Below are 23,876 nucleotides of genomic sequence, written 5' to 3'. Positions count from 1 at the left end.
AAGGGCTCCCACTTCCTCGCCTTCCTCGGACTCGCAGCGGCCCTGACCTGCTACAAGAAACTCGCCAAACTCACCACGTGAGACATCCTCTAAGTTGTCGTAAAGGCACGGGCTTCGGAGCTCCAGCCGCCATCAGGTTGGAGGTCTTCACTCCAAGCGCGCGGGCGAGGGCGTGAAGTGTCTCCATTCGCACACCGTCATCGCCCTGCTCGATCTTCCTGACGGGCCCAACCGATAGTCCTGCTCGGTGCGCGAGCTGCTCTTGACTGAGTCCGGCAGCACGACGGTATTTCCTGAGGTTGTCAGCGAGTTCATCCGACATGCGGCACCACCCTTCCCGATTCAGCGTACGCCGATCGAGAGACAGGAAGGGGCCTTCGCCAAAGGCAGTGCCACCCTGCGGTCCGCAACCCGAGTTCCGGGCTTCGAGGTCGGGGGTCGAGCCCCAAAACCGGCTGGTTCACTCTTTCGTGGGTGCGAGGAGGGGGCCCGGGACCGACGCTTGAGCTTCGGGACCCGGGCGTCGAAGTCCGAGGGCCGGGATTCGAGCGCTCTTGGTTAACCGGTAGGTGAAATAAGGGGGTTGAGAAAACCTCCCCGCCCTCCCCAACCTGTCACGGCCAGCAAGTACGACTAATCCGGACCGGCTTGCGGCGCGCTGTCGCGGCTGCTTACGGTGCCTTGGACCAAGCGACCCCGGACGCGGTGTAAGCGCACCGGCCGGGGTCTCACCCCAAGATCGAAAAGAGCGATCTCGTGGCTAGTGAGAACCTTAGCCCTACCCTGCGTGCACCCGCATCCTCGCGCCCGTACGCGAGGGCCAATCTCGGATACGGCAAGCGATCCGCACCGGACCAACGCCCGTCGCGCGCCGACGACTTCATGCTGCTGCCCGAGCGTGAGCGCTACATCGCCGGGTACGTCGACCGTCTGCCCGACGGTGCGGCCATGGACATCAAGTCGCTCGCCAAGAACATCCCCCTGTACGGACAGATGGCCGTCGGCAGCGCCCTCAGGGCGCTGGGAGTGGCCGGTCACCTGCGGCACGCCCAGTGCCGGATCGAGGTGCGCGGCCAGCTCCGCTGGGTCACCCGGACCTTCTGGTCCCGCACCGCCCGCGACAACGAATGGTGGGGCACCTTCCTGGACGACGAGAACAGCCGAGCCACCCAGGAGACGATCGTTCCCCAGCCGCCCCGGGGCCCTGCGGAAGTCCCCGCTCCCCGGACCGAAGCACAACCGCCGGCCCCGGCCCCCACGACCCCGGCCGAGCCCCCGGCGCAGCCCACCTCGCCCGCTCCCGTACCCGTCGTACCGCAGCAACGGACCCCCGAACCAACTCCGGGGCACCCCTCACCGGCGTACCTCGCCCTGGCTCAACTGGGGCGAATCGAACCGCGCCTGGCCCTCTCCGCCGCCGACTGCGCCGTCCTTGAACCCCTGGCCGCCGAGTGGTTCACCCGGGGCGTGAACGCCGACTACCTCACCCACGCCCTCACCTCCGGCCTCCCTGCCCAGGTCGACTCACCCATCGGCTTCGTACGCCGCCGTCTCAACGACAAGCTCCCGCCCCACCTGCCCACCACCCCGACATCGGACGCGCCAGGCACCCCCGTCCGCCGTCTGATGGTGGAATGCACCGAATGCGGCACACCCGGCCCGCCCGAAGCACTCCCCGACGGCCTCTGCCGCACCTGCCGCAAGCCCGGCCCGGACGCCGCAAGCGAGCAGGCCGCCGGAGCCCACACCCAACGCGATGTCCGCGACCTTGTCGCCGAACTCCGTGGCATGCTCAAGAGCCCCTGACACTCCAGCGCACTGCTTGACGATCCAACAGGGCCGCCGTGCGGACGCCGACAACTCAGCAAAGGCTGCACCTCATCACTGTCGCCCACGGCAGCGAGTACGACCGCCCGCCCCTGCAACGGGTGCACCTGGATATCGCTCACTTCTCACCCTGCACCCCGACCGGGCCACCCGAGCGAAGCCGACGGAACCACGACGGAGCCGGGCGCATCAGGCATAGATGGGAACGACCTCGACCTTGGCCCCCATGCCCTGGAGCGCCAACACGGTCTGCAGGAGGGAGACCTGAGAGAAGGCGAACAACGAGTCCGCCGTGAGCGGGACGCCGTACTTGAGGCGGATGGCAAGGACGACAGTCGGCGTGGCCAGGATCTCCTCGGGCAGCTGGTTCGGGCGCAGTTCGGCGACCCGGGCGAGGAACTTCTCCCGCACCGCGACGTCGTAGCGCAGTGCTTCGACGGCCGTCCGCGCCTGGGCGAACAGGTGACTGAGGCCGGAGCTGCCCTTGTCGGCCTTCTTGACCATGACGAGCTGACCCTCCGGGCCGAGAAGGTCGCAGATTTCCAGGCCGCCGCCGCGGAAGGTCGCCGTACGGACGGTCTTCTTGTCGAAGAGGTCGTAGCCCGGCTGCTTGGCCGCTTCCTTGTTGAACCAGTCCTCGTCGGTCTTCTTACCCACGGGCCACGCAGGAAGGACGACACCGGACGGGCGGTTCAGCAGTTCGGTGACATCGTCCTGCAGCGCCTGGACGAATTCAGCTCCGATCTCGTACCAACTTCCCTGCCAGTAGAAGTGGTGCGCCGCGCCGCTCCGCACTTCGGCGGTGATCCAGCGGTGTCCCGGAATCGACGGACTGAGGGACTCCGTGCACTCCTCGTCGGCGAACAGCTGGACGCGGACGTCCTTGAGCGTGGACAGCCGACATCCGTCAGGGCGGTCGCGGACGAACTGCCGGATGTCATCGATGTCGAGGTCACCGACGTCGATCACGCGCGATCCACGCATGATGCGAATGGCGCGCGTCTCCGTCGCATGCGAGGCGCACTCGCCCGGGAAATTGAGGGCGAGGCCCGGGGCATCCGGATCGCCGAGGTACTGGTCGAGCCGTTCGTTGAGCTCCCGTACGAGATCGGTCTTACCCCTACGGCGCAATGAACGGACCCTGGCCAGGGACTCCAGTCCCGGCAGCGGTGCGGGCTGGGTACAGGCGTCCTCGATGACCCGCAGATCGTTCAGGAACTGCTGCGGGGAGCGGCCCAGCGGAAGGCTGATGGAGCTGTCGCTACAGCTGACGCCGATGCTCCGCAGTCCTGCGGATGTGTGGGTGAAAGGCAGGTCGATCGCCTTTCCGGTGATCTTGCTGACGACGGAGCCGATCCATTCGGTACCGAGGTCGCGCAGGCTTCCGCCCCGATTGGTCGAGTTCTCGTCGGTACGGCCGCGCGCGTCCATGAGGTGGCGCCGCACCAGGCTGATGTCGTCCTGATCCAGGCAACGGAGTGCGAACTGGAGCCCGAACCCGAGGTCGAGGCGGGCCGGGTCGATCATGTGGTGGCCCATGCCATACGTGACGGCGTAGACGGCCCGCTCAGTGCGTACAAGCAGCAGGCCGGAAGAGGTACGGCCCGCTACCTGCACATCGGCGCCCGTGAGCTCCGAGAGGACGTCGCACCATTCGGCGCGGTCGCGTTCGATGGAGCCGGTCACGAGCAACCCGACCACGCCCGCATGATCGACGGGCCTGGCGGTGAAGCCTTCCCGGCCCCTGTACCGCTCTTCCACCAGCGTATACAGGTCGAGGCCGGGGCCTGCGGGGGCGTTGAGCCGGTACAGGGAGGTCTTGCGAGTCGCAGCCTGCTTCTTGGGGGACACGGTTGCTCCTTTGACATCGGTGGGGGCGCCGCGTGGACAGGACTGACGCGTCGGCATCCGGGCGCGCAGGGGCACCCCTCGCTCTCGTGAGGCACCTGCCGCCAGGGAGAGGCAGCTCACAGCGAAGCCAAGGAGAGAGTGACAGCAAGGCGTTAGCACTGTCAACGCGTTCACGTCTTTGCTGGCCACCTCGACACGTGTACCCTCACCGTCATGGAGGATGAGGAATCCGTTTCAGCAGCTGTCGTCACGGCGGCGCAGATCGCACGACTCGCCAGTGTCACCCGGGCCGCAGTCGCCAATTGGCGTCGGCGCCACGACAACTTCCCGGCGCCCGTCGGCGGGACAGCGGCGGGCCCGCTCTTCTCCCTCGATGAGATCGAGGCGTGGCTGGCCGGCCAGCGCAAGGGGCGGGGTGCCTCGCCGGAGGTCGCCCTCTGGCAGGCACTGCGCGCTGCGTACGGCGACGACATGACCACCGCCCTTGTCGACATCGGCGGATATCTGGTCCACGAGGGGGGCAACACACTCCAGGACAGCCTGCGCGAAGCCGTCGATCAGTTGGCTGCCGAGCGAACCGCGCCCCAGCTCTTCGAGGATCTGATCAACCGCTTCGTCGCCTCGGTCGGGCGCAGTGGCGCACAGGCCGTCTCGTCCCCACGGCTCGTTCGTGCCTTCACGCACTTCGCAGGCCCCGTCGAAGGACTCGTCTACGACCCGGCGTGCGGCATCGGTTCACTTGTGTTCGCGGTTGCCGGAGCAGAGGGTTCTTCCCGGGCGGGGCAGGAGATCAGTGCTGGTCTGCTGAAGCTGGCCCGGCTGAGGGCGCGCCTCGCCGGTGACGATGAGACCCGGCTCGAAGCCGGCGACTCCCTCCGGGCGGACCGCCACCCCGGTCTGCGTGCACAGCTCGTCGTCTGCGAGCCGCCTCTGGGCCAGACCGACTGGGGCCGGGAGGAGCTGTTGATCGACTCCCGCTGGGAGCTGGGGGCACCGCCTCGCGCCGAGGGGGACCTTGCCTGGCTTCAGCACTGCTACTCCCACACCGCGCCGGGGGGCCGTACCCTCATCGCCCTCGCGCCGTCTGCCGCGTACCGCAGGAGCGGGCGCCGGATCCGTGCGGAACTCGTACGCCGTGGCGCCCTCTCCTCGATTGTGGCTCTGCCTGCGGGGCTGGCGACCAGTCACAACCAACCGCTCCTGCTGTGGGAGCTCCGCCGCCCCTCCGCGACGGACGAGGCGGTCCGTTCCGTACGCATGGTCGACCTCACGGAGAACGATCCGGACGGCCTTCTGGAGCCGACCGCCGGCCAGGTCGCGCACGTACCGTTGATCGACCTCCTGCGCGAGGACGTGGACCTCAGCCCGTCCGCGTACGTGACCGCTGCCCAGCCCAACTATCCGGCCGAGTACTTGGCGCTGCGCGCAGAGCTTGAGCAACAGCTGTACAAGCTAGCCGAGTTGCTGCCCAGCCTGCCCCCCGGCCCGGGAACCGGCTCTCTGGACGGCTTCCCAGTGGTGGGCGTCAGTGATCTGGTCCAGGCCGGGTTGGTACGCACGGAGGAGGACGAGGCCGTATCGACGAGCGATCAGCTCGACACGGACTATCTGCGCGGCTTCCTGCGCAGCGCGGGCAACACCCGCCGCAACACTTCGACAACAGGCACCCACCGGGCCGATCTGCGGGGCGCCCATCTTCCGCAGATGGACATAGAGCAGCAACGTCGGTACGGGGCCGCGTTCCGGAACCTGGGCGAGTTCGAGCGAAGGCTCAAGGATGTTGCCAGGATGGGCGACCGGGCCGCCCACCTGGCCTACGACGGACTGACCAACGGCGCCCTGGCGCCGGACGTATCACGAGAAGGTGCCGAGTGAGCAACACCAATCAGGAAATGGCCAACTTCATCTGGTCGGTGGCCGATCGACTGCGCCACACTTACCGGCCAGCCGAGTACGCCAAGGTTATTCTTCCGCTCACGGTGCTGCGTCGATTTGACTGCGTCATAGAGGAGAAGGGCACTCGCGAGGCCGTGCGGGAACGGGCCGCCTCGTACAAGGGTGAACGCAATGACGCACTGCTGCTCGCTACGTCTGGGCTGCCCTTCTACAACGTGTCGAAGCAAAGCTTCAGGACGATCGGCAGTGATGACAAGAACGTCTACACCAACCTCAAGGACTTCATCGGCGGATTCTCACCTGAAGTCATCCAGATCATTGATCGCTATGCCTTTCACATTCAAATCGACCGGCTAGAAGAAGCTGATCTTCTTTACCAAGTGGTGCAGCGATTCTCGGAGATCGACCTCAGTCCGAAGAGAGTCAGCAACCACGACATGGGCTATGTCTTCGAGGAGCTGATCCGGAAGTTCGCAGACGCTTCAAATGAAACGGCCGGTGAGCACTTCACTCCGCGCGAGGTGGTCAAGCTCATGGTCGAACTGCTTCTGGGCCCCGACGACGCGCTGATTCGGCGCCCCGGCCAGGTCATCGACATCCTGGACCCGGCCTGCGGCACGGGTGGCATGCTTGCCGCAGCAGAGGAGCACATCAAGGACATCAAGCCGGGCGCCCGAGTCAACCTGTTCGGGCAGGAGATCAACGCCGAGTCGTACGCGATCTGTCGCTCCGACATGCTCCTCAAGGGACACGCCGCCGACAACATCCGGTTCGGCAACACCTTCACGCGCGACTGGCACGAAGACCGCAAGTTCAACTACATGCTCGCCAACCCTCCCTTCGGCGTGGAATGGAAGAAGGCGGAAAAGGCCGTCAAGGAGGAGCACGAAGACCGTGGCTTCGACGGACGGTTCGGGGCCGGGCTGCCGCGCATCAACGACGGCTCGTTTCTTTTCCTCCAGCACATGCTCCACAAGATGGCCCCGCTGAAGAAGGACGAGAACGGGGAGGAGGTGGGCGGGTCACGCATCGCCATCGTCTTCAACGGTTCCCCGCTGTTCACCGGCGGCGCCGGGTCCGGCGAGTCGGAGATCCGCCGCTGGATCCTGGAGCGCGACTACCTGGAGGCCATCGTCGGGCTGCCGGACCAACTCTTCTACAACACCGGTATCTCTACGTACTTCTGGATCCTCAGCAATCGCAAGCCCAATCACCGTGAGGGCAAGGTCGTGATGATCGACGCACGTGGTGAGTGGGTGAAGCGGCGGAAGTCCCTTGGCGAGAAGCGCAAGGAGATCTCCGACGAGCAGATCGGCGGCATCAGTGCGATGTACCGCGACGCCGAGCAGATCGCGGCGGACCCGGCGCACCCGGATCACGCCAAGGTGAAGATCCTCCGCAACGAGGAGTACGGATACAAGCGCATCACCGTGGACCGACCCCTGAAGCTCCGCTTCGAGATCACCGACGAGACGTTGGCTGAGCTTGCTGCCTCTGCGTCGCTCCAGAAGGTACTGGGCGGCAAGTCGATGGAGCCGGATGAAGTGGCCCGGCGGCGGGCCGAGTTTGTGGCTGCGCTCAAGCCGCTGATCGGACAGGTGTGGTCGAAAAAGACCGACGCGTGGGATGCCTTGCATGCGGCCGTCAGAGCGGCTGGCCTCATCTGGCCGTCGGGCGCGGTGTTTCAGAAGGCGCTGCGAGACGCGGTGGGCGTGCAGGATCCGAAGGGTGAGGTCCAGTACGCGAAGGGCAAGCAGCCCGAGCATGATCCGGATCTGCGCGACGCGGAGAACGTGCCGATGGACCGGGACATCGACGAGTACGTCACGGCGGAAGTCACGCCGCACGTCGAGGACGCGTGGGTCGCGGAAGTCAAAAACCCGAAGACGAAGCTGACCGAGCGGTACAAGGTGGGCTACGAGATTCCTTTCACTCGGCACTTCTATGTGTATGAGCCGCCGCGGCCGCTGGCGGAGATCGATGCTGAGCTGAAGTCGCTTGAGGCACAGATTCAGGCGCTGCTGGGAGAGGTGACCGAATGACCCCCACCGTGGAGCAACTCCCGTACGGGGCATCACTGCCCAGCTCCTGGAGCGTGGTTCCCCTCAAGTACCTGGCTACCCTTTCCAACGGATACGTATTCAAATCGGACGGCTGGGCCGACACTGGCACGCCCATCATTCGAATCGAGAACCTAAACGGGTCAGGGAACTTCAACTACTCGAATCTCGAACTGAGCGCGAAGTATCAGGTACGTCCCGGCGACTTGCTATTTTCCTGGTCGGGGAATCCGGGGACATCCTTTGGCCCTTTCCGATGGGATAAGCCGGGTCTGCACTTTCTTAATCAGCACATTTTCAACGTATCCGTTCATGGGTGCGACAAAAACTGGCTCTACTGGTCCCTGCGCGCTGCCACTCACTGGATCGAGCGAGTGCTCACAAGCGGCATGATCGGAATGGTACATGTAACGAAAGAAGAATTGAGTAGGGTCCCTGTCCCCATCCCTTCGTTGGAGGAACAGCGCCGCATCGCCGACTTCCTTGACGCCGAGACCGCCCGCATTGATCGCCTCGCCTCACTGCAAAAGGCGGTGCTCGCACGACTCGACGAGCGAGACCGTGCACTGCGAGACGGCATGTTGGATCAACTCCTGGAAACAGTGGATGAGGTTCCACTGCGCCGTTTCGTCACTCGTATCGACCAGGGATCCAGTCCGCAGTGTGAGGCAGTACCGCGGACTGGTCACGAATGGGGCGTCCTGAAGCTGAGCGCGGTGAAAAATGGACGCTTCATCCCCACGGAGAATAAGTGCCTCCCTGACGAGGTTACTCCCCGCAGGGAATATGAGGTGCATGTTGGTGACCTTCTCGTCACACGGGCCAACACCCCGAGCCTGGTCGGCGATGTTGCCGTGGCGATGGGGGACGTCAAGGGATTGCTGCTGCCCGATCTGATCTACCGCGTAGGGCTGGTTCCGGGGATCAACCCCGAATTCATCACGGAAATCGCCCTGGGCAGCCGAGTGCGGCTCCTGATCGAAGCCGTGGCCCGTGGTTCGTCCCAGTCCATGGTCAAGTTGCGAGGTGACGATATTCGCGAGTGGCCGATCCCAGCGGCGACCCAGACTCAGCAAGCGTCCTTGGTGGTGAACGTCAGACAAGGTCAGGCGGCCACCGACAGGCTCCGGGGGGCAATCCATAAGCAGCTCGCGCTCCTCGCCGAGCGCCGTCAGTCCCTCATCACTGCCGCCGTAACCGGCCAGATCGACGTGAGTACCGCCAGTGGGCGAGGTATCGATCCCACATGACCGACACCGCGAACCCCGCCGTCCCCTTCATCACCCGCGTACGCATCGAGAACTACAAGTCCATCGCCCACTGCGACGTCCAGCTCGGTCCCTTCACCGTCCTGCTCGGCCTGAACGCCGCGGGTAAGTCGAACTTCCTCGACGCCCTGCGGTTCGTCCGCGATGCCGTGAGCCGGGGGCTCCCCGAAGCGGTCAGCGAGCGAGGAGGTCTGCATGACGTCCTGCGGCGGGTTCCGGAGGCCGCCGAGGCGTGCACCATCGCCCTGGAGTTCCGCGTTCCGGAACGCTCAGACGACACCGCCCTGACCGGGCGCTACGAGATCACTTTCGGATACGCCCCCAGCTCGGAGCAGGGGTATGTCGAAGCGTGGATCCAACGCGAGTACTGCGAGATCGGCCCGGTCGGCAGTCCTCCTGATGCCCGGTTCCAGGTGGAGAACGGAGCCGTCGAAGAGCCCGCAGCAGGGCGTACGGGAAGGGTGCGGCCAGGCGAGCTGTTCCTACCGCTCGTGAGTGCCGGCAGCGAAACCTACGGGCGTCTGCGTGACGCCCTCTCGGGCATGTTCTTCTACGAGCCCGAGCTCTGCGCGCTCCGCGATGCTCGACCGGTTGTCCGGTCGGGCGTACTCGCCGAGGACGGTGGCCACCTCGGCAGCGTGCTGGGGCTTCTCGATCCTGTGATGCGTGAGCGTGTCGCCGCGTATGCGGGGGCGATCGTGCCGCAACTGACACACGTCGGCCCGTCCACCGAGGACGGCGACTACATCGCAGCCAAGATGACGTTGTCGGTCGGCCCCGATGCCCTGCCCATGGAATTCCGGGCGGAGTCGATGTCCGAGGGGACCATCCGAGCGATCGGCCTGCTGGCGGCGCTCTTCCAGCCGGGGTCTCGCGACGGACGGCTCCCACTCGTGGCCGTGGAGGAACCGGAACTCGCACTTCATCCCGGCGCTGCAGGGGCCCTGTTCGACGCGCTCACCGAGGCGAGTCTGCATACCCAGATCCTCGCGACGAGCCAGAGTTCCGAACTCTTCGATCGCAAGGAAGCAGACCTCGACGCCATTCGCGTAGTCGTCGTGCAGGACGGTGTCACGGCCGTGGGGCCCGTGGATGACGTCAGTCGGCGAATCGTCCGCAACGGCCTGGCCACGGTCGGCGACTTGCTGCGCTCCGATCAGATGGTTCCGCAGCCGCCACGAACGGAGAGCTGAACATGGGGCGGATGACCATCGCCTCCGTGGTGGAGGGCGAAGGAGAGCTGTCTGCGCTGCCGATTCTCCTGCGCAGGCTGACGCACGAAGCAGGGGTCTGGGATGCGAACATTCTCAAGCCCTACCGGGTTGGGCGTGGCCGCCTGATCAAGCAGGGTGGGCTCGAAGCGTCGGTCGATGCCCTGGCCGACCGTGTCCCGGTGGACGGCTCGGGCGGTGTCCTCATCGTGCTGGACGCGGACGACGACTGCCCGGCGGCCCTGGGGCCGTCGCTGCTGGAGCGGGCGACCGCTGCCCGCCCCGACCGGCGCACGGCTGTGGTTCTGGCACAGCGCGAGTTCGAAGCGTGGTTCATCGCGGCCGCGCCCACGCTGGGCGGCTGCCGCGGCTTGCCACACGGACTCGAAGTGCCCACGAACTGCGAAACACCTCGCGACTGCAAGGGGTGGCTCACCCATCATCGCGTGGACGGGCGGCCGTACAAGCCGGTCGTCGACCAGGCCGCGCTCGCGGAGATCTTCGACATCGCGATGGCGCGTGCCAACTCACCCTCATTCGACAAGTTCTGCCGTGACGTCCACTACCTCATGACCGGGAAGCGAGAGGCCTGACCTCCATGGCACGCAACGACACCGAGGAAGCCTTCGAGAACGCCGTGGAGGACGGGCTGCTGGCCCACGGCTGGGACAAGGGCCTGTCCAACACGTACAACCACGACATCGGCATCGACACCGCTGAACTCGCCACCTTCCTCGGCGCCTCGCAGAACGATGCCTGGCTGCGCCTGCGGGCCGAGTACGGCGAGAGCGAGACCGCGTCCATCCAGCGGTTCGCCAAGCGCGTGGCGGAGCAGATTGACAAGCGTGGCGTGCTCGACGTGCTCCGGCGCGGTGTGAACGACCGGAACGTGAAGATCCAGCTCGCCTACTTCCGGCCCGCCCACACCCTGGCCGTCGGGGCGCTGGACCAGTACAACGCCAACCGTCTCACTGTCGTCCGGCAGTTCCACTACTCCGCGAAAACTCCGGCCAAGTCCGTGGACTTGGCGCTCTTCGTCAACGGTATTCCCACCGCTTCCGTCGAGCTGAAGAGCCACTTCACCGAGCAGAACGTCGAACATGCCATCCGCCAGTACCGCAAGGACCGTGACCCGAAGGAGCTGTTCTTTGCCAAGCGCAGCCTCGTCCACTTCGCGGTGGACCCACAGTTGGCGTTTCTGACCACCCGCCTGGCCGGTCCGAAGACCCGGTTCCTGCCGTTCAACACCGGCACCGGGGGTCCCGGTGCAACCGGTGGGGCGGGCAACCCGTCGAAGCTGTCGGACGGGGCATACCCCGTCTCATACCTCTGGGAGCAGATCTGGGACCGCGACAACTGGCTGGAGCTCCTTGAGCGTTACCTGCATGTCGAGGACGAGCAGGCGAAGGCCGGAAAGTCGCCGTCCCACCGTCCCGGCAGCGCTCACACCCAGCCGCTGATCTTTCCGCGGTTCCATCAGTGGCACGCCGTGCGGGAGCTCACCGCGCACGCGGGACTGAACGGTGCCGGGGAGAACTATCTCGTCCAGCATTCGGCCGGCTCGGGCAAGTCCAACACCATCGCCTGGCTCGCGCACCGTCTGTCCTCCCTGCATACCCCGGAGGACCCGGCCCAGCTCGGGGAGGCCGCGCGTGACAAGAGGATGGAACCCAACCAGCCGGTCTTCGACAAGGTCATCGTGATCACCGACCGTCGGGTGCTGGACAAGCAACTCCAGGACACCATCTATCAGTTCACGCACACCCCCGGTGTCGTCGTCCGGATCGACGAGGACTCCACGCAGCTCGCCGAGGCACTGACCGGCGCCACCGCGCGCATCGTGATCACCACGCTGCAGAAGTTCCCGTTCATCCTGAAAAAGGTCGGCGGCCTCGGCAAGCTCCGCTATGCGGTGATCATCGATGAGGCGCATTCCTCCCAGGGCGGCGACGGTTCGGCCGCGCTCAAGAAGGCGCTCGGTGCCAAGGCCGTGGACGCGGACGGCGACCCCCTGACCGCCGAGGCACTCGCCCGGGGCAAGCAGCCGAACATGTCGTTCTTCGCGTTCACCGCGACGCCCAAGTCCAAGACTTTGCAGCTCTTCGGCACGCCGGATCCGTCCACCGGTCAGCCGGGCCCGTTCCACGTGTACTCCATGCGCCAGGCCATCGACGAGGGCTTCATCCTCGATGTGCTGGGCACGTACACCACCTGGGGCACCTACTTCAAACTGCAGAACGACGCGGCCGAGCAGGTCGAGCAGCAGGTCGACCCACGCAAGGCGCGCTCCAAACTGGTACGGGCCGCGCTGCTGTCCGAGGCTTCGATGGCCCAGCGGGCAAAGATCATGGTGGACCATTTCCGCTCACACAGCGCCAACAAGCTGGGCGGACGGGCCAAGGCCATGGTCGTCACCCCCAGCCGCGAGCATGCGGTCCGGCTCTACCAGGAGATCCGCAAGTACGTGGACGAGCGCGGCGCAACGGACTGTGCCGCCCTGGTCGCGTTCTCCGGCGCGCTCACGCTCGACGGTGTCGAGTACACCGAGTCAAAGCTCAACGGCTTTCCCGAGAAGGAACTGCCGGGCCGCTTCGGATACGTACGCGTCGACGATCCGAATCCGCCGTCCGTACCCAAGCCCGAGTACCGCATCCTCGTCGTCGCGGAAAAGTACCAGACGGGCTTCGACCAGCCGCTCCTGACAACGATGTACGTGGACAAACCACTCGCCAATGTGGCTGCCGTTCAGACGCTCTCGCGCCTCAACCGTACACATCCGGAGAAGTCCCAGGAGGATCTGTTCGTTCTGGACTTCGCCAACAAGCCCGAAGTGATACTCGATGCGTTCCAGAAGTACTACGAGACGTCACTGACCGAAGAGATCGAGCCCAATCTGCTGTTCGACCGGCAGGATGAGGTCATGGCCTACCAGCTGCTCGTGGAAGCCGACATGGAGGCGCTTATCAAGGCGTACTTCGGCGCATTCGACGAGGGCCGGGCCTCCGAGGACCGCGTGAAGAAGGCCCACGCCCGGCTCTACCAGTACACAGCCCCGGCCGTGGACCGCTTCAACGGGCTTGCAGCGAACGAGCCGGACAAAGCCGAGGAGTTCCGGCGGGCCCTGGAGTCGTACGTCAAGGCATACGGCTGGCTCTCGCACGTCATCGGCTTCGAGAACCGTGAGCTCGAGAGGCTCTTCCAGTACGGCCGGTTCCTGCTGCGGCGGCTGCCACGCCCGGACGGCACCGCAGCCGCCGACATAGGCGAGACCGTGCCGAGCCACATGCGGGTCAAGCAGACCGGCACACCCGAGCTGAAGCTGGATGCGGTCGGCGCGCAGGTGCTGCCGGGGCTTCCTGAGGCGGCGGGCGCGGCCGTCGAGATCGAGGAGAAGTCTCTCGCCGAGGTCATCCAGTCCATCAACGACGAGCTGGGAGCGGAGTTGTCCACTGCGGACCAGATCCTGCTCGGCCAGTTGGTGGTCTCGATCGCCGAGAACCCGGACATGCAGGAGATCGGCCTCCACCAGGACGAGGAGACGTACGGGCGGGAACTGGCCAAGGAGATGGATGACTTCGTCATCAAGCAGGCACAGTCCAACGATGCTCTGATGGTGCGCTACTTCGACGAGGACCACGTGAACCGTCTGTTCAGGCGGGTCGCAACTGCCCAGTCCTACAACCTGATCCGTCGGCCGGCGCGACGTGAGGCGGACCGGCTGGCCACCGCCGAGCGGGCGGCGGAGCTGAAGAAGAGCGGAACCCGGCGAGCGGAACCCTTCACGCCGTAACCTGCACGGACGGTCAGCACATCACCACGAGGGAGAGGCGTGCCACATGGGGGACTCGGCACCGGGGCAGGACGCAACAGAACAAGGGAGGGCGCTCGCGGGACGGTACCGCCTGCACGCTCCCATCGGTTCCGGCGGCATGGGTGAGGTGTGGCACGCCTATGACGAGAGTCTTGACCGTCGCGTCGCGGTCAAGATGATGCTTGCCGAACAGCCCTCCCCGTACGCCGCCGCCGTCCAGAACGCGGCCCACCATGAGGCGCTGGAGACCCGACGTCAGCGTTTCCTCCGCGAGGTACGCACGACCGCCGGGCTGCACGAGCATCCGGGTCTCCCGGCGGTCTACGACACAGGGGTCGACGAGGGCACCGGGCGGCTGTATGTCGTGATGCAGTTACTGAAGGGGCGTGAGGTACAGACCCTCATCGACGAGACGGATTACGACTACGAACCACTGCCATTGGCCTGGGCTGCGGCCATCGGGGCACAGATCGCCTCCGCGCTGGACGAGGTCCACCACCACGATGTCGTACACCGTGACATCAAACCGGCGAACCTCATGCTCACGCCGGGAGGGGTGGTAAAGGTCCTCGACTTCGGTGTCGCGGCACTCCTCGGTTCGGGGGCCAATCCTCATCTGACGCAGGAGGGGATGACGGTGGGCACCCCTGCCTTCATGTCCCCGGAACAAAGCTTGGCCAATGCGGTCGGTCCGGCGGCGGACATTTATGCGCTCGCCTGTGTGCTGCACCAACTGCTCACCGGCCGGACCCCTTTCACCGCAACCGGCGATCGGTCCCTCACTTGGCACCATGTGCACACGCCGCCCCCGCCGATCAGGGAAATTCGGTCCGATGTGCCCGTAGACATCGAACAACTTCTGCTCCGTATGCTGCACAAGGACTCCGAGCAACGCGTGCCGGCTGCGGTCGTCTACGAAGCATTGCTGCCCCTGGCAAGCCAGGGTGCCCCGTTCGGAACCCCGCGTCTGCTGACGGCTGACGGTCTGGAACTCGATCCATGCACGCCTTTCACCCGGCCGTTCGGCGGATCGGTGCGCCGCAATTCCGTCGGAGGCCGGGCCTACGTGCCGACGGTGCCCGATGTGCCTGCGGAGGCAGGTCCCTCCCTCTCGTCGCTGACCGACGCGGAGGCCGATGAGGCGGCAGGGCGTGCAGAGGAGCTGGCCCTGAAAAAGCAGTTCACGCAGGCCGCGGATGTTCTGGTCGCCGCCTCGGCCAGGGCCACGGACGGCAGGCTGGCGGAGTACCTGCATCTCTCCCTCGCGCATGTGAAGTTCCTCGCGGGAGCACACCGGGAAGCTCTCAGGCTCTTCGAACAGGCTGCGGAAGAAATCGGCCGACGATTCGGCGATGACGACGCAGAAGCACAGCAGTGCCGCTTCTACGCGGCCCAGTGCCGGATGGAACTCGGGGAGACCACCGCAGCTGTCGCTGCTTTCGGCGCCTACGTCCAGCAGGCCCCGGACAAGGACGATGAGATGGCCATCGACCGCTATCTGGAAGCGCTCGCGCACATCATGCGTCTGGAGGCCGGATCGGAGCGCTTCTCGCGGGCGCGCACCGCCGCGATCGGGCTCCGGGACGCGACCAGCCGGTATCGCGGACCGGACGCGCCCGGACTCACCGACATCGACGGTTTCATCAAGCGCCTGGCACGGTTCGAGTAGACACAGATCGTAGTGGCCACCCAAGGTCGGCCGCTGCGGTTACGCGCGCCTGTCCCGGTTCGGCCGTTACGGCCGCCCCGCCTCACGCCGCCCCGAAGACGTCCTCCAGCTCCTGGAGCAGCCGGCGCTTGGGGCGGGCGCCGGCCATCGACTTCACGGGCTCGCCGTCGCGGAAGACCATCAGGGTCGGCGCCGACAGCACCGCGTACCGGCTCGCGGTGCCCGGGTTGGTGTCGATGTCCAGCTGGACGACCTCCATGCGCCCGGCCAGCTCGGCCGCGACGGCGCTGAGCACGGGGGCGAGCCGGCGGCACGGGCCGCACCAGTCGGCGGTGAACTCGACCAGTACGGGGAGAGCCGCCCCGAGCACCTCCGTGTCGAAGGTGGTGTCGGTGACCTCGGCCACGCCCTCTGCCTGAATCATCTGTCATCCTCCCAGTTCACAACGTGGTTCCGGACCGCCGGGGAGCAGTGCCCCGGCCTCCAGCTCGGCCCTGGCGAGCTGGGCGCCGACCTGGGTGCGGACGGCCTGGAGCTGTTCGACGAGCGAGTCGAGCTCGCCAAGTTTGCGCCGGTAGACGGCGAGCGAGGCGGGGCAGGCGTCACCGGCCGGGTGGCCGGCCCGCAGGCACTCGACGAACGGCCGGGTCTCCTCCAGCTCGAACCCGAAGTCCTGCAGGGTCCGGATCTGCTGGACCAGCCGCAGATCGTCCTCGTCGTACGCGCGGTAGCCGTTGTCGGCCCGCCGCGCGGGCAGCAGTCCGCGTGACTCGTAGTACCGCAGAGTCCGTGTGGTCGTCCCGGCCCGTTCGGCCAGCTCCCCGATTCGCATGTCCGCGACGGTAGACCTTGACGCGGACGTCAAGGCAAGCGCGAAGGGCCGCCGCGGGAGGATTCCCGCGACGGCCCTTTCGGTCGTGCTCCGTGGGTGACTATGCCTTCGCCACGACGGGCTGCTCGTCCCGGGGCCCCGGGACGCTGCCCGCGTCGGCGTCCAGGTTGAGCATCTGCTCGTTCCACGGGAGCGCGCCGGAGAGGACCTTGTTCACCCGCTCCTTGTCGATCTCCTTGGTCCAGGTGCCGACCAGGACAGTGGCGACCGCGTTGCCCGCGAAGTTCGTCATGGCGCGGGCCTCGCTCATGAAGCGGTCGATGCCGACGATCAGGCCGACGCCGTCGACGAGTTCGGGGCGGTGCGACTGGAGGCCGCCCGCGAGGGTGGCCAGGCCCGCGCCGGTGACTCCGGCGGCGCCCTTCGAGGCGACGATCATGAAGAGCAGCAGCGAGACCTGCTCACCGGCGCTCAGCGGGTCGCCCATCGCGTTGGCGATGAAGAGCGAGGACATCGTGAGGTAGATCGCGGTGCCGTCGAGGTTGAAGGAGTAGCCGGTCGGCACGGTGATGCCGACGACCGGGCGGCTGACCCCGAGGTGCTCCATCTTGGCGATGAGCCGCGGCAGGGCGGACTCGGATGAGGAGGTGGAGAGGATCAGCAGGAACTCACGGCCCAGGTACTTCAGCAGGGCGATCAGGCTGACCCCGGCGACCAGCCGCAGGATCGTGCCGAGCACCACGAAGACGAAGATCGCGCAGGTCACGTAGAAGCCGACCATGATGACCGCGAGGGACTTCAGCGCGTCGACGCCGGTCTCGCCGACCACCGCCGCCATCGCGCCGAACGCGCCGACCGGGGCCGCCCACATGATCATGGCGAGGATCCGGAAGACGAGGCGCTGGATGTGGCCGATGCCGCGCAGCACCGGCTCGCCCGCCGAGCCCATGGACTGGAGCGCGAAGCCCGCGAGCAGGGCGACGAGCAGGGTCTGGAGCACCTCGCCCTCGGTGAAGGCGGAGACGATCGTCGTCGGGATGATGCCGAGCAGGAAGTCGACGGTGGACTCGCTCGCCCCGGCCGCCTGCTTCTCGCCCGCGGCGCGTGCGGCTTCGGTGAGGTGGAGGCCCTGGCCGGGCTCCAGGAGGTTGCCGACGAGCAGACCGATGGCCAGTGCGACGGTCGACATCAGCAGGAAGTAGCCGAGGGCGAGGCCGCCGACCGCGCCGACCTTTGCGGCCTTGCGCACCGAGCCGACACCCAGCACGATCGTGCAGAAGATGATGGGCGAGATCATCATCTTGATCAGGTTCACGAAGGCGGTGCCGATCGGCTTGAGCTCGACGGCGACGCCCGGGGCCGCGAAGCCCACCAGGATGCCGAGCACCACCGCCGCGATCACGGCCAGATACAGATAATGCGTGCGGTCCCGCTTGGCGGCTGCCACTCCCACGGGGCTTCTCCTCGGTTCGTCCGGGTCGCTCCCCCGTCCCTGGGGGCGCAAGGGCTGTCCGGCGGATCGGCGCCCCCGGAAAAACCCTTGGCGAATATCTCGCTCTCCGTGACACCCGTCACCATTGCGTGCATTTCGTTCATGCGTTTTCGGCCAGGCAGACTGTGGCCATGCGTCTCCCCCGTCCCCGTACCCGCCCACGCAGCCTGGCCGGTCAGCTCTTCGCCATGCAGGTGGTGCTGGTGGCGGCCGTGGTGGCGGGGTGCGCGTTCTTCGCCTACGTCTCCGGCAGGGAGCAGGCGAAGGAGACCGCGACCCGGCAGGTCACGGCAGCCGCGCTGGCGATCGCGGACTCGCCGTCGGTACGGGAGGCGATCCGCACCCCGGACCCGTCCGCGGTGCTCCAGCCGTACGCGGAGAAGGTCCGCAGGGACACCGGGATCGCCTTCGTCACGATCATGTCCCCGCAGCGGGTCCGCTGGACGCACCCGGACTCCCGGCGGATCGGCGAGGAGTTCCTCGGGCACACCGCGCAGGCGCTGCGCGGCGAGACGTTCTCGGAGACGTACACCGGCACGCTCGGCCCCTCGATCCGGGTGGTCACCCCGATCCGGGACGGCGGCAGGATCACCGGTCTGGTCAGTGCGGGCATCACGGTCGAGCGGGTTTCCTCGCAAGTGCGGGCGCAGCTCGGGGCGGTGGGGCTCGCGGCGGGCGGGGCGCTCGCGCTCGGCGGCATCGGCACGTACGTGATCAACGCCCGGCTGCGGCGGCACACGCATGGCATGAACGCCGCCGAGCTGAGCCGGATGCACGACTACCACCAGGCCACGCTGCACGCGGTGCGCGAGGGGCTGCTGATGCTCGACGGGCAGCGGCGGATCGCCCTGATCAACGACGCGGGCCGGGAGCTGCTCGGTCTGGAACCGGGCATGGTCGGACGCCGGGTCGTCGAGCTGGACCTGCCGGCGCTGCTGACCGGGGCGCTGCTCGCCTCCGAGGAGCGGGTCGACGAACTGCATCTGACGGCGGACCGGGTGATCGTGGTCAACACCCGCCCGGTGGTCGGCGGGGAACAGCGCGGCACGGTCGTGACCCTGCGCGATCACACCGAACTCCAGGCCCTCTCCGGCGAGTTGGACTCCGAGCGGGGATTCACCCAGGCCCTGCGCTCACAGGCGCACGAGGCGGCGAACCGGTTGCACACCGTCGTCTCGCTGATCGAACTGGGCCGGGCCGAGGAGGCGGTGGGCTTCGCCACCGCCGAACTGGAGCTGGCCCAGGCCCTCACCGACCGGGTGGTGGGCTCGGTCGCCGAACCGGTGCTGGCCGCGTTGCTGCTCGGCAAGGCGGCGCAGGCCAACGAACGAGGGGTGGAGCTGGTGCTCGCGGACGACAGCCTGATCGACGACGGCGCGCTGCCCCCGACACTGCCGCAGCAGGATCTGGTGACGATCCTCGGCAATCTGATCGACAACGCGGTGGACGCCGCGTCCGAGGCGGTGACCGGTGTACCGGGCCCCGGTGGCGTGCCCGCCCAACGGGGCCCGGAAAGCGGCCGGGCCGCCCGCGCCCGGGTCACCGTCACCGCGCTCGCCGGGGAGGCCGAACTGCTGCTGCGGGTCGCCGACACCGGAGCCGGGATCGATCCGCGGGACGCCGCCGAGGTCTTCGAGCGCGGCTGGTCGACGCACGGCACCGGCCGCGGGATCGGGCTGGCGCTCGTCCAGCAGGCGGTGCACCGCAACGGCGGGACGGTCACGCTGGACGGCGGCCCGGACGGCGGGGCGCGGTTCACCGTGCGGATCCCGCTGACCGTCGCCGGCCGGCCGGCACACATCACGAAGGAGGCCACGGCATGATCCAGGTGCTGGTCGTCGAGGACGATCCCGTCGCCGCGGACGCCCACCAGCTGTACGTGGGCCGCGTCCCCGGGTTCACGGTGGCGGCCGTCGCGCGTTCGCGTGCGGAGGCGGTGCGGGCGCTGGACCGCACCCCGGTCGATCTGCTGCTCCTGGACCTGTATCTGCCCGACGGACACGGCCTGCAACTGCTGCGTTCGCTGCGTGCGGCCGGGCACTCGGCGGATGTCATCGCGGTGACATCCGCCCGCGATCTGGCGGTGGTCCGGGAGGGCGTGTCGCTCGGTGTCGTCCAGTACGTGCTGAAGCCGTTCACCTTCACCACCCTGCGCGACCGGCTCGTGCGCTACGCGGAGTTCCGCGCGGCGGCCGGTGAGGCGAGCGGCCAGGACGAGGTGGACCGGGCGCTCGGCGCACTGCGCGCACCGCAGCCGGTCCGGCTGCCGAAGGGGCTGAGCGGCCCGACGCTGGAGGCCGTCACCCGCGCCCTGCGGGCCGCCCCGGACGGGGCGACCTCGGCGGCGGCCGGCGAGGCGCTGGGCATCTCGCGGATCACCGCCCGCCGCTATCTGGAACATCTGGTGTCGGTGGGTCGCGCGGTGCGCAGTCCGCAGTACGGCCAGATCGGGCGCCCCGAGCTGCACTACCGATGGGTGAGCCGCAACCACTGACGCCGGGCCCGGCCTTGCGATGCACCGCGTCCGACGTCGCGCGCCGATCCACCGGGGAGTACGGGAGCGTCCTTGGGACGTTCCTACGAGCCACGGATATCGGTGGAACACACCGTAGTCATGCCATGCCTTGACTCCTACGGTGAGGCCGTGCACCCCACCCCGCCGTTCAACGCCCCCGCCGCGCGCCGACTGCGCGAGGCCCTGGGGATGCTTCCCGGCCATGTCGCCTACGGTCTCGCGGCCCAGTACGGGCTCCGGATCAGCACCGAGACGGTGGTCGCCTGGGAGCGCGGGCTCGCCTGCCCGAGCGAGTACGAACTCACGGCACTGGCCGGGGTGTTGTGGTGCTCGCCGGGCGAACTGCTCACCGCCGCACGGACCCTGGGGGAGCACCGGGCGGCCAGGGAGCTGGCCGTGGAGGAGCTGGCGCGGCTGCTGGGGATGAGCCCCTCCGCGTATCTGCGGATGGAGGAATCGGGGCGCTGGCGCGGCAATGAGCGCCAGTCCGCGGCACTCGCCGAGGCGCTGGAGCTGACGCCCGCCGGGTTCGTGACGGTCTGCGGCCGGGACGAGGAGCTGGCGGAGCTGCTGCGCGGCGCGGTGACGACGCGCTGGCAGGCCCAGCTGCGGGCGGTGGCGAAGCTGGTGCCGTTGGAGCGCGGCTTCCTCCAGGACGTACTGGAGCAGTTGCACACCGACTACCGGTCGCTGATGGTGTCGACGCCGATCCGGAGCAGCACGGGTACGGAGCGGGCCGGGTCGACGGGCGATGCGGGGCGGGTGTTCCTGGCGGAGATCCTGGAACGGTTCTGGCGGACGGCGGGAGTGCCGGGGCCGGACGGTTGAGCCGTCCGGCCTCCCCCGTGCGCGCTCAGCCGCCGGCCGAATCCATGGCCACCGGGTCGAAGGAGAACAGGTTCCCCCGGTCCGCTCCGTCGCAGCTCGTCTGCATCAGCTTGGCGCCGCGTGCCTTGCTGTTCCCCTCGGCACCGACGCACAGACGGGTGTGGGCTGGGCGGATGCGGTACCCCTCGACGGGACGGCCCACCGGCTCGATCAGGAACTCCTCCGCGTCGCCGCGTTTGCCGCACTGCTGGTCCTGCAGCCCGGCTCCGGCGTCCCGTATCCCGTCCCAGACTCCGGTGCAGCCCAGGCCGTAGTCCGGGTGGTCGGTCACGATCCGCCAGGCGCCGCCGTCCAGCGTCTTGAGGGAGAAACTCGGGATCGTCTCCTGCTCGCACGGCACCTGGTACAGCCGTCCGCTGTCGCTGCCCCGCTCCTCGGAGAGGCAGAACCCGGAGTGCATGGACCGTATCTGCACCGTCCGCCCCGCCACGGGCCCGGTCGCCGGGCGGGATTCCGGCCGGTCCTCGTCGTCCGGTACGAGAAGGACGACGGACACCGCGGCGGCGCCGAGCACCACCAGCGAACCGGCGGCCTTCAGAAGGGTCCGGGACCGGCCGCGCCGGGCGGCTGACGGTTCCGGAAACGGAACGGTCGGCGGCTCGGTCGAATTCTCCGGGAACCGCTCCGGGAAATGCCCGGCGGCCGCGTCCGCCGCCGTCCCGGACGCCTCCTCCCGCCCGGCCCGCTGCCCGTGCAGGGCGAGCTCCTTGCGTACGACGAGCCAGGCGTCGACCTCCGTGGGTCCGCAGCCGCAGGCCCGTACGAAGGCGGCGAGGAGCTCCTCGCGCGGAACCGACGTACGCGCCAGCATGTTGGCGATCGTGGAGCGCGGCAGCACGTCCCCCACCGCGTCGGCCCGCTGGGTCAGTTCCCGGAAGGTCAGACCCGACGCGTCCTTGAGCACCCGCAACAGGGCGATGAACTCGGGCACGCTGCGCGCCTCACGAGGATCCGGAGCCCTGTCCTCGACCACCATGTGCTGTGCCCCTCCCCTGGATTCCACACCCGGACAAGGTTGGGACATGTCCGGGACAGGGACAAGCCTTGTTGATCGGGTCCGTCGGCTCAAGAGTGGTTTCCGGCACCGCGGACCGTTCCGGATCCGACCATCCGGAACGGTCCGGGCGCCGGGGGAACGGCACGCGGCCCTGACCTTCCACGGGGGGACGGTCAGGGCCGCAAGGGCCTGTCCGTCCATTCCCTTCGTCGCCCGGAGGGCGGCTTCGCGGCGTCCGGTGCGTGCTCTCGGCATGCCGGGCGCAGCCCCCGTACGGGACGTACTCGGGTCCACGCCCGGTGCGGCGAGCGTGCGTGCCGGGCGTCGCGCAGCAGAAGGCAATGGTCAGACAGGCTCTGGGGCCGTTTTTGCGGGGCGCTGCCGCGCGGACCGGCTCAGAAGACCGACTCCGTCTCGTCCATCCGGTGCTTCGGCACCGTCTTGAGCTGTGTGATCGCGTCGGCGAGCGGAACCATCACGATGTCCGTGCCACGCAGCGCCGTCATCCCGCCGAAGTCGCCCCGGTGCGCCGCCTCGACCGCGTGCCAGCCGAAGCGGGTGGCGAGCACCCGGTCGTACGCGGTCGGCGTGCCGCCCCGCTGCACATGGCCGAGAATGACCGGTCGGGCCTCCTTGCCGAGCCGGGTCTCCAGCTCGATGGCCAGCCGGTTGCCGATGCCCTGGAAGCGCTCGTGGCCGTACTGGTCGATCTCGCCCTTGGCGTACGGCATGGAGCCCTCGGCCGGATGCGCGCCCTCGGCCACGCAGATGACCGCGAACTTCTTGCCGCGCGCGAAACGTGCCTCGACCATCTTCACCAGGTCCTTGACCTGGAAGCGGCGCTCGGGCAGGCAGATGCCGTGGGCGCCGCCCGCCATCCCGGACTCCAGCGCGATCCAGCCCGCGTGCCGGCCCATCACCTCGACGACCATGACCCTCTGGTGCGATTCGGCGGTGGTCTTGAGACGGTCTATGGCATCGGTGGCGACGCCCACCGCGGTGTCGAAGCCGAAGGTCCGGTCGGTGGCGGAGATGTCGTTGTCGATGGTCTTGGGGACGCCGACGACGGGCATCCCGGCGTCCGACAGCATCCGGGCCGCGGTGAGGGTGCCCTCGCCGCCGATCGGGATGAGGGCGTCCATGCCGTAACGGCGGCTCAGCTCGGCGCAGTTCTCGGCGGCCTCGCGCAGTCGGTCGCGCTCCAGCCGGGCGGAGCCGAGTACGGTGCCGCCCCGGGCGAGGATGCCGCTGACCGCGTTGAGGTCGAGGGGGCGGAAGTGGCCGTCGAGAAGTCCCTTGAACCCGTCCTCGAAGCCGATCACTTCATCACCGTGCCCCACGACGGCGCGGTGCACGACCGACCGGATCACTGCGTTCAGGCCCGGACAGTCGCCGCCTGCGGTGAGAATTCCGATGCGCATCGTGCTGTGTCTCCTGCTCGCTAGTGCCGTGCATTTCGGGGGATGTCCACTCAATCCCCCGTACCCGTGAGCCATAGCGATTGTCCCACGTCTGGTCTGGACCTCGCGCTCCCCGCGGCCCCGGTACGAGAGCCTCGC

At 67.7% G+C, this 23,876-nt stretch carries 18 protein-coding genes; 11 read left to right on the top strand and 7 right to left on the bottom strand.

All coding sequences use genetic code 11. The features are described 5' to 3' along the window. Nucleotides 1-70: 70 nt before the first annotated feature. Nucleotides 71-322 (bottom strand): helix-turn-helix domain-containing protein, encoded by a 252-nt coding sequence (locus ACWCQ6_RS16145; RefSeq protein WP_451089581.1) that lies wholly within the window; start codon nucleotides 320-322, stop codon nucleotides 71-73. 434 nt (nucleotides 323-756) lie between these two features. Between ACWCQ6_RS16145 and ACWCQ6_RS16140 the strand changes: the two genes are divergently transcribed. Continuing rightward, complete coding sequence (locus ACWCQ6_RS16140) at nucleotides 757-1,806, top strand: MarR family transcriptional regulator (protein WP_451089579.1); 1,050 nt, start codon at nucleotides 757-759, stop codon at nucleotides 1,804-1,806. Nucleotides 1,807-2,016: 210 nt separating this feature from the next. Here ACWCQ6_RS16140 and ACWCQ6_RS16135 read toward each other — a convergent pair whose 3' ends face one another. Further along, the gene (locus ACWCQ6_RS16135; protein WP_451089577.1) at nucleotides 2,017-3,678 is read right to left on the bottom strand and encodes a DUF6119 family protein; all 1,662 of its coding nucleotides are present in this window, start codon (nucleotides 3,676-3,678) and stop codon (nucleotides 2,017-2,019) included. A 213-nt stretch (nucleotides 3,679-3,891) separates the two neighbouring features. Here ACWCQ6_RS16135 and ACWCQ6_RS16130 point away from each other — a divergent pair, with 213 nt between their 5' ends. Genes ACWCQ6_RS16130 through ACWCQ6_RS16100 form a run of 7 tightly spaced genes read left to right on the top strand, consistent with a single transcriptional unit; the run spans nucleotide 3,892 to nucleotide 15,593 of the window. Beyond that, nucleotides 3,892-5,553 carry an N-6 DNA methylase gene (locus tag ACWCQ6_RS16130; RefSeq protein WP_451089575.1) on the top strand — a complete coding sequence of 554 codons (1,662 nt, stop codon included), beginning with the start codon at nucleotides 3,892-3,894 and terminating at the stop codon, nucleotides 5,551-5,553. A 17-nt stretch (nucleotides 5,554-5,570) separates the two neighbouring features. Further along, complete coding sequence (locus ACWCQ6_RS16125; protein WP_451089588.1) at nucleotides 5,571-7,616, top strand: type I restriction-modification system subunit M; 2,046 nt, start codon at nucleotides 5,571-5,573, stop codon at nucleotides 7,614-7,616. Then, nucleotides 7,613-8,884, top strand: coding sequence for a restriction endonuclease subunit S (locus ACWCQ6_RS16120; RefSeq protein WP_451089573.1), 1,272 nt, complete (start codon nucleotides 7,613-7,615; stop codon nucleotides 8,882-8,884). The genes ACWCQ6_RS16125 and ACWCQ6_RS16120 overlap by 4 nt, the downstream gene beginning before the upstream one ends. Beyond that, nucleotides 8,881-10,095, top strand: coding sequence for an AAA family ATPase (locus ACWCQ6_RS16115; RefSeq protein WP_451089571.1), 1,215 nt, complete (start codon nucleotides 8,881-8,883; stop codon nucleotides 10,093-10,095). The genes ACWCQ6_RS16120 and ACWCQ6_RS16115 overlap by 4 nt, the downstream gene beginning before the upstream one ends. Before the next feature lie 11 nt (nucleotides 10,096-10,106). Further along, the gene (locus ACWCQ6_RS16110) at nucleotides 10,107-10,706 is read left to right on the top strand and encodes a DUF4276 family protein (RefSeq protein ID WP_451089569.1); all 600 of its coding nucleotides are present in this window, start codon (nucleotides 10,107-10,109) and stop codon (nucleotides 10,704-10,706) included. A 5-nt stretch (nucleotides 10,707-10,711) separates the two neighbouring features. After that, on the top strand, nucleotides 10,712-13,903 hold the full coding sequence (locus ACWCQ6_RS16105; protein WP_451089567.1) for a type I restriction endonuclease subunit R: 3,192 nt from the start codon (nucleotides 10,712-10,714) through the stop codon (nucleotides 13,901-13,903). Between the two features lie 46 nt (nucleotides 13,904-13,949). Next, entirely contained in the window at nucleotides 13,950-15,593 is a 1,644-nt protein-coding gene (locus tag ACWCQ6_RS16100) for a protein kinase domain-containing protein (RefSeq protein WP_451089565.1), read from the top strand. An 82-nt stretch (nucleotides 15,594-15,675) separates the two neighbouring features. On the opposite strand, the gene trxA is transcribed toward ACWCQ6_RS16100, so the two are convergent. The 3 genes from trxA to ACWCQ6_RS16085 all read right to left on the bottom strand — a co-directional run bounded on the left by trxA (nucleotide 15,676) and on the right by ACWCQ6_RS16085 (nucleotide 17,878). After that, nucleotides 15,676-16,017 carry a thioredoxin gene (gene trxA, locus ACWCQ6_RS16095; protein WP_451089563.1) on the bottom strand — a complete coding sequence of 114 codons (342 nt, stop codon included), beginning with the start codon at nucleotides 16,015-16,017 and terminating at the stop codon, nucleotides 15,676-15,678. Between the two features lie 3 nt (nucleotides 16,018-16,020). After that, nucleotides 16,021-16,425, bottom strand: a complete 405-nt coding sequence (locus ACWCQ6_RS16090; RefSeq protein WP_451089561.1) for a MerR family transcriptional regulator — start codon at nucleotides 16,423-16,425, stop codon at nucleotides 16,021-16,023. 100 nt (nucleotides 16,426-16,525) lie between these two features. After that, nucleotides 16,526-17,878, bottom strand: a complete 1,353-nt coding sequence (locus ACWCQ6_RS16085; protein ID WP_451089559.1) for a cation:dicarboxylate symporter family transporter — start codon at nucleotides 17,876-17,878, stop codon at nucleotides 16,526-16,528. Nucleotides 17,879-18,048: 170 nt separating this feature from the next. Here ACWCQ6_RS16085 and ACWCQ6_RS16080 point away from each other — a divergent pair, with 170 nt between their 5' ends. From ACWCQ6_RS16080 to ACWCQ6_RS16070, 3 genes are all read left to right on the top strand, one after another. Then, nucleotides 18,049-19,740: a sensor histidine kinase gene (locus tag ACWCQ6_RS16080; protein ID WP_451089557.1), complete on the top strand. Its 1,692-nt coding sequence runs from the start codon at nucleotides 18,049-18,051 to the stop codon at nucleotides 19,738-19,740. Continuing rightward, a complete protein-coding gene (locus tag ACWCQ6_RS16075; RefSeq protein ID WP_451089555.1) occupies nucleotides 19,737-20,411 on the top strand; it encodes a response regulator in 675 nt (224 codons plus the stop codon). The genes ACWCQ6_RS16080 and ACWCQ6_RS16075 overlap by 4 nt, the downstream gene beginning before the upstream one ends. A gap of 210 nt (nucleotides 20,412-20,621) precedes the next feature. Then, a complete protein-coding gene (locus ACWCQ6_RS16070; protein WP_451089586.1) occupies nucleotides 20,622-21,260 on the top strand; it encodes a helix-turn-helix domain-containing protein in 639 nt (212 codons plus the stop codon). Between the two features lie 25 nt (nucleotides 21,261-21,285). Here the strand turns inward: ACWCQ6_RS16070 and ACWCQ6_RS16065 are convergent, their stop codons facing one another. Together ACWCQ6_RS16065 and ACWCQ6_RS16060 are read right to left on the bottom strand one after the other, a co-directional pair. Then, the gene (locus tag ACWCQ6_RS16065) at nucleotides 21,286-22,251 is read right to left on the bottom strand and encodes a helix-turn-helix domain-containing protein (RefSeq protein WP_451089553.1); all 966 of its coding nucleotides are present in this window, start codon (nucleotides 22,249-22,251) and stop codon (nucleotides 21,286-21,288) included. A gap of 461 nt (nucleotides 22,252-22,712) precedes the next feature. Further along, nucleotides 22,713-23,738 carry an ATP-dependent 6-phosphofructokinase gene (locus ACWCQ6_RS16060; RefSeq protein WP_451089551.1) on the bottom strand — a complete coding sequence of 342 codons (1,026 nt, stop codon included), beginning with the start codon at nucleotides 23,736-23,738 and terminating at the stop codon, nucleotides 22,713-22,715. Nucleotides 23,739-23,876: the final 138 nt, after the last annotated feature.

This window comes from Streptomyces sp. NPDC001880, from assembly GCF_053594575.1.
This window is presented reverse-complemented; position numbering and strand designations above follow the sequence as displayed.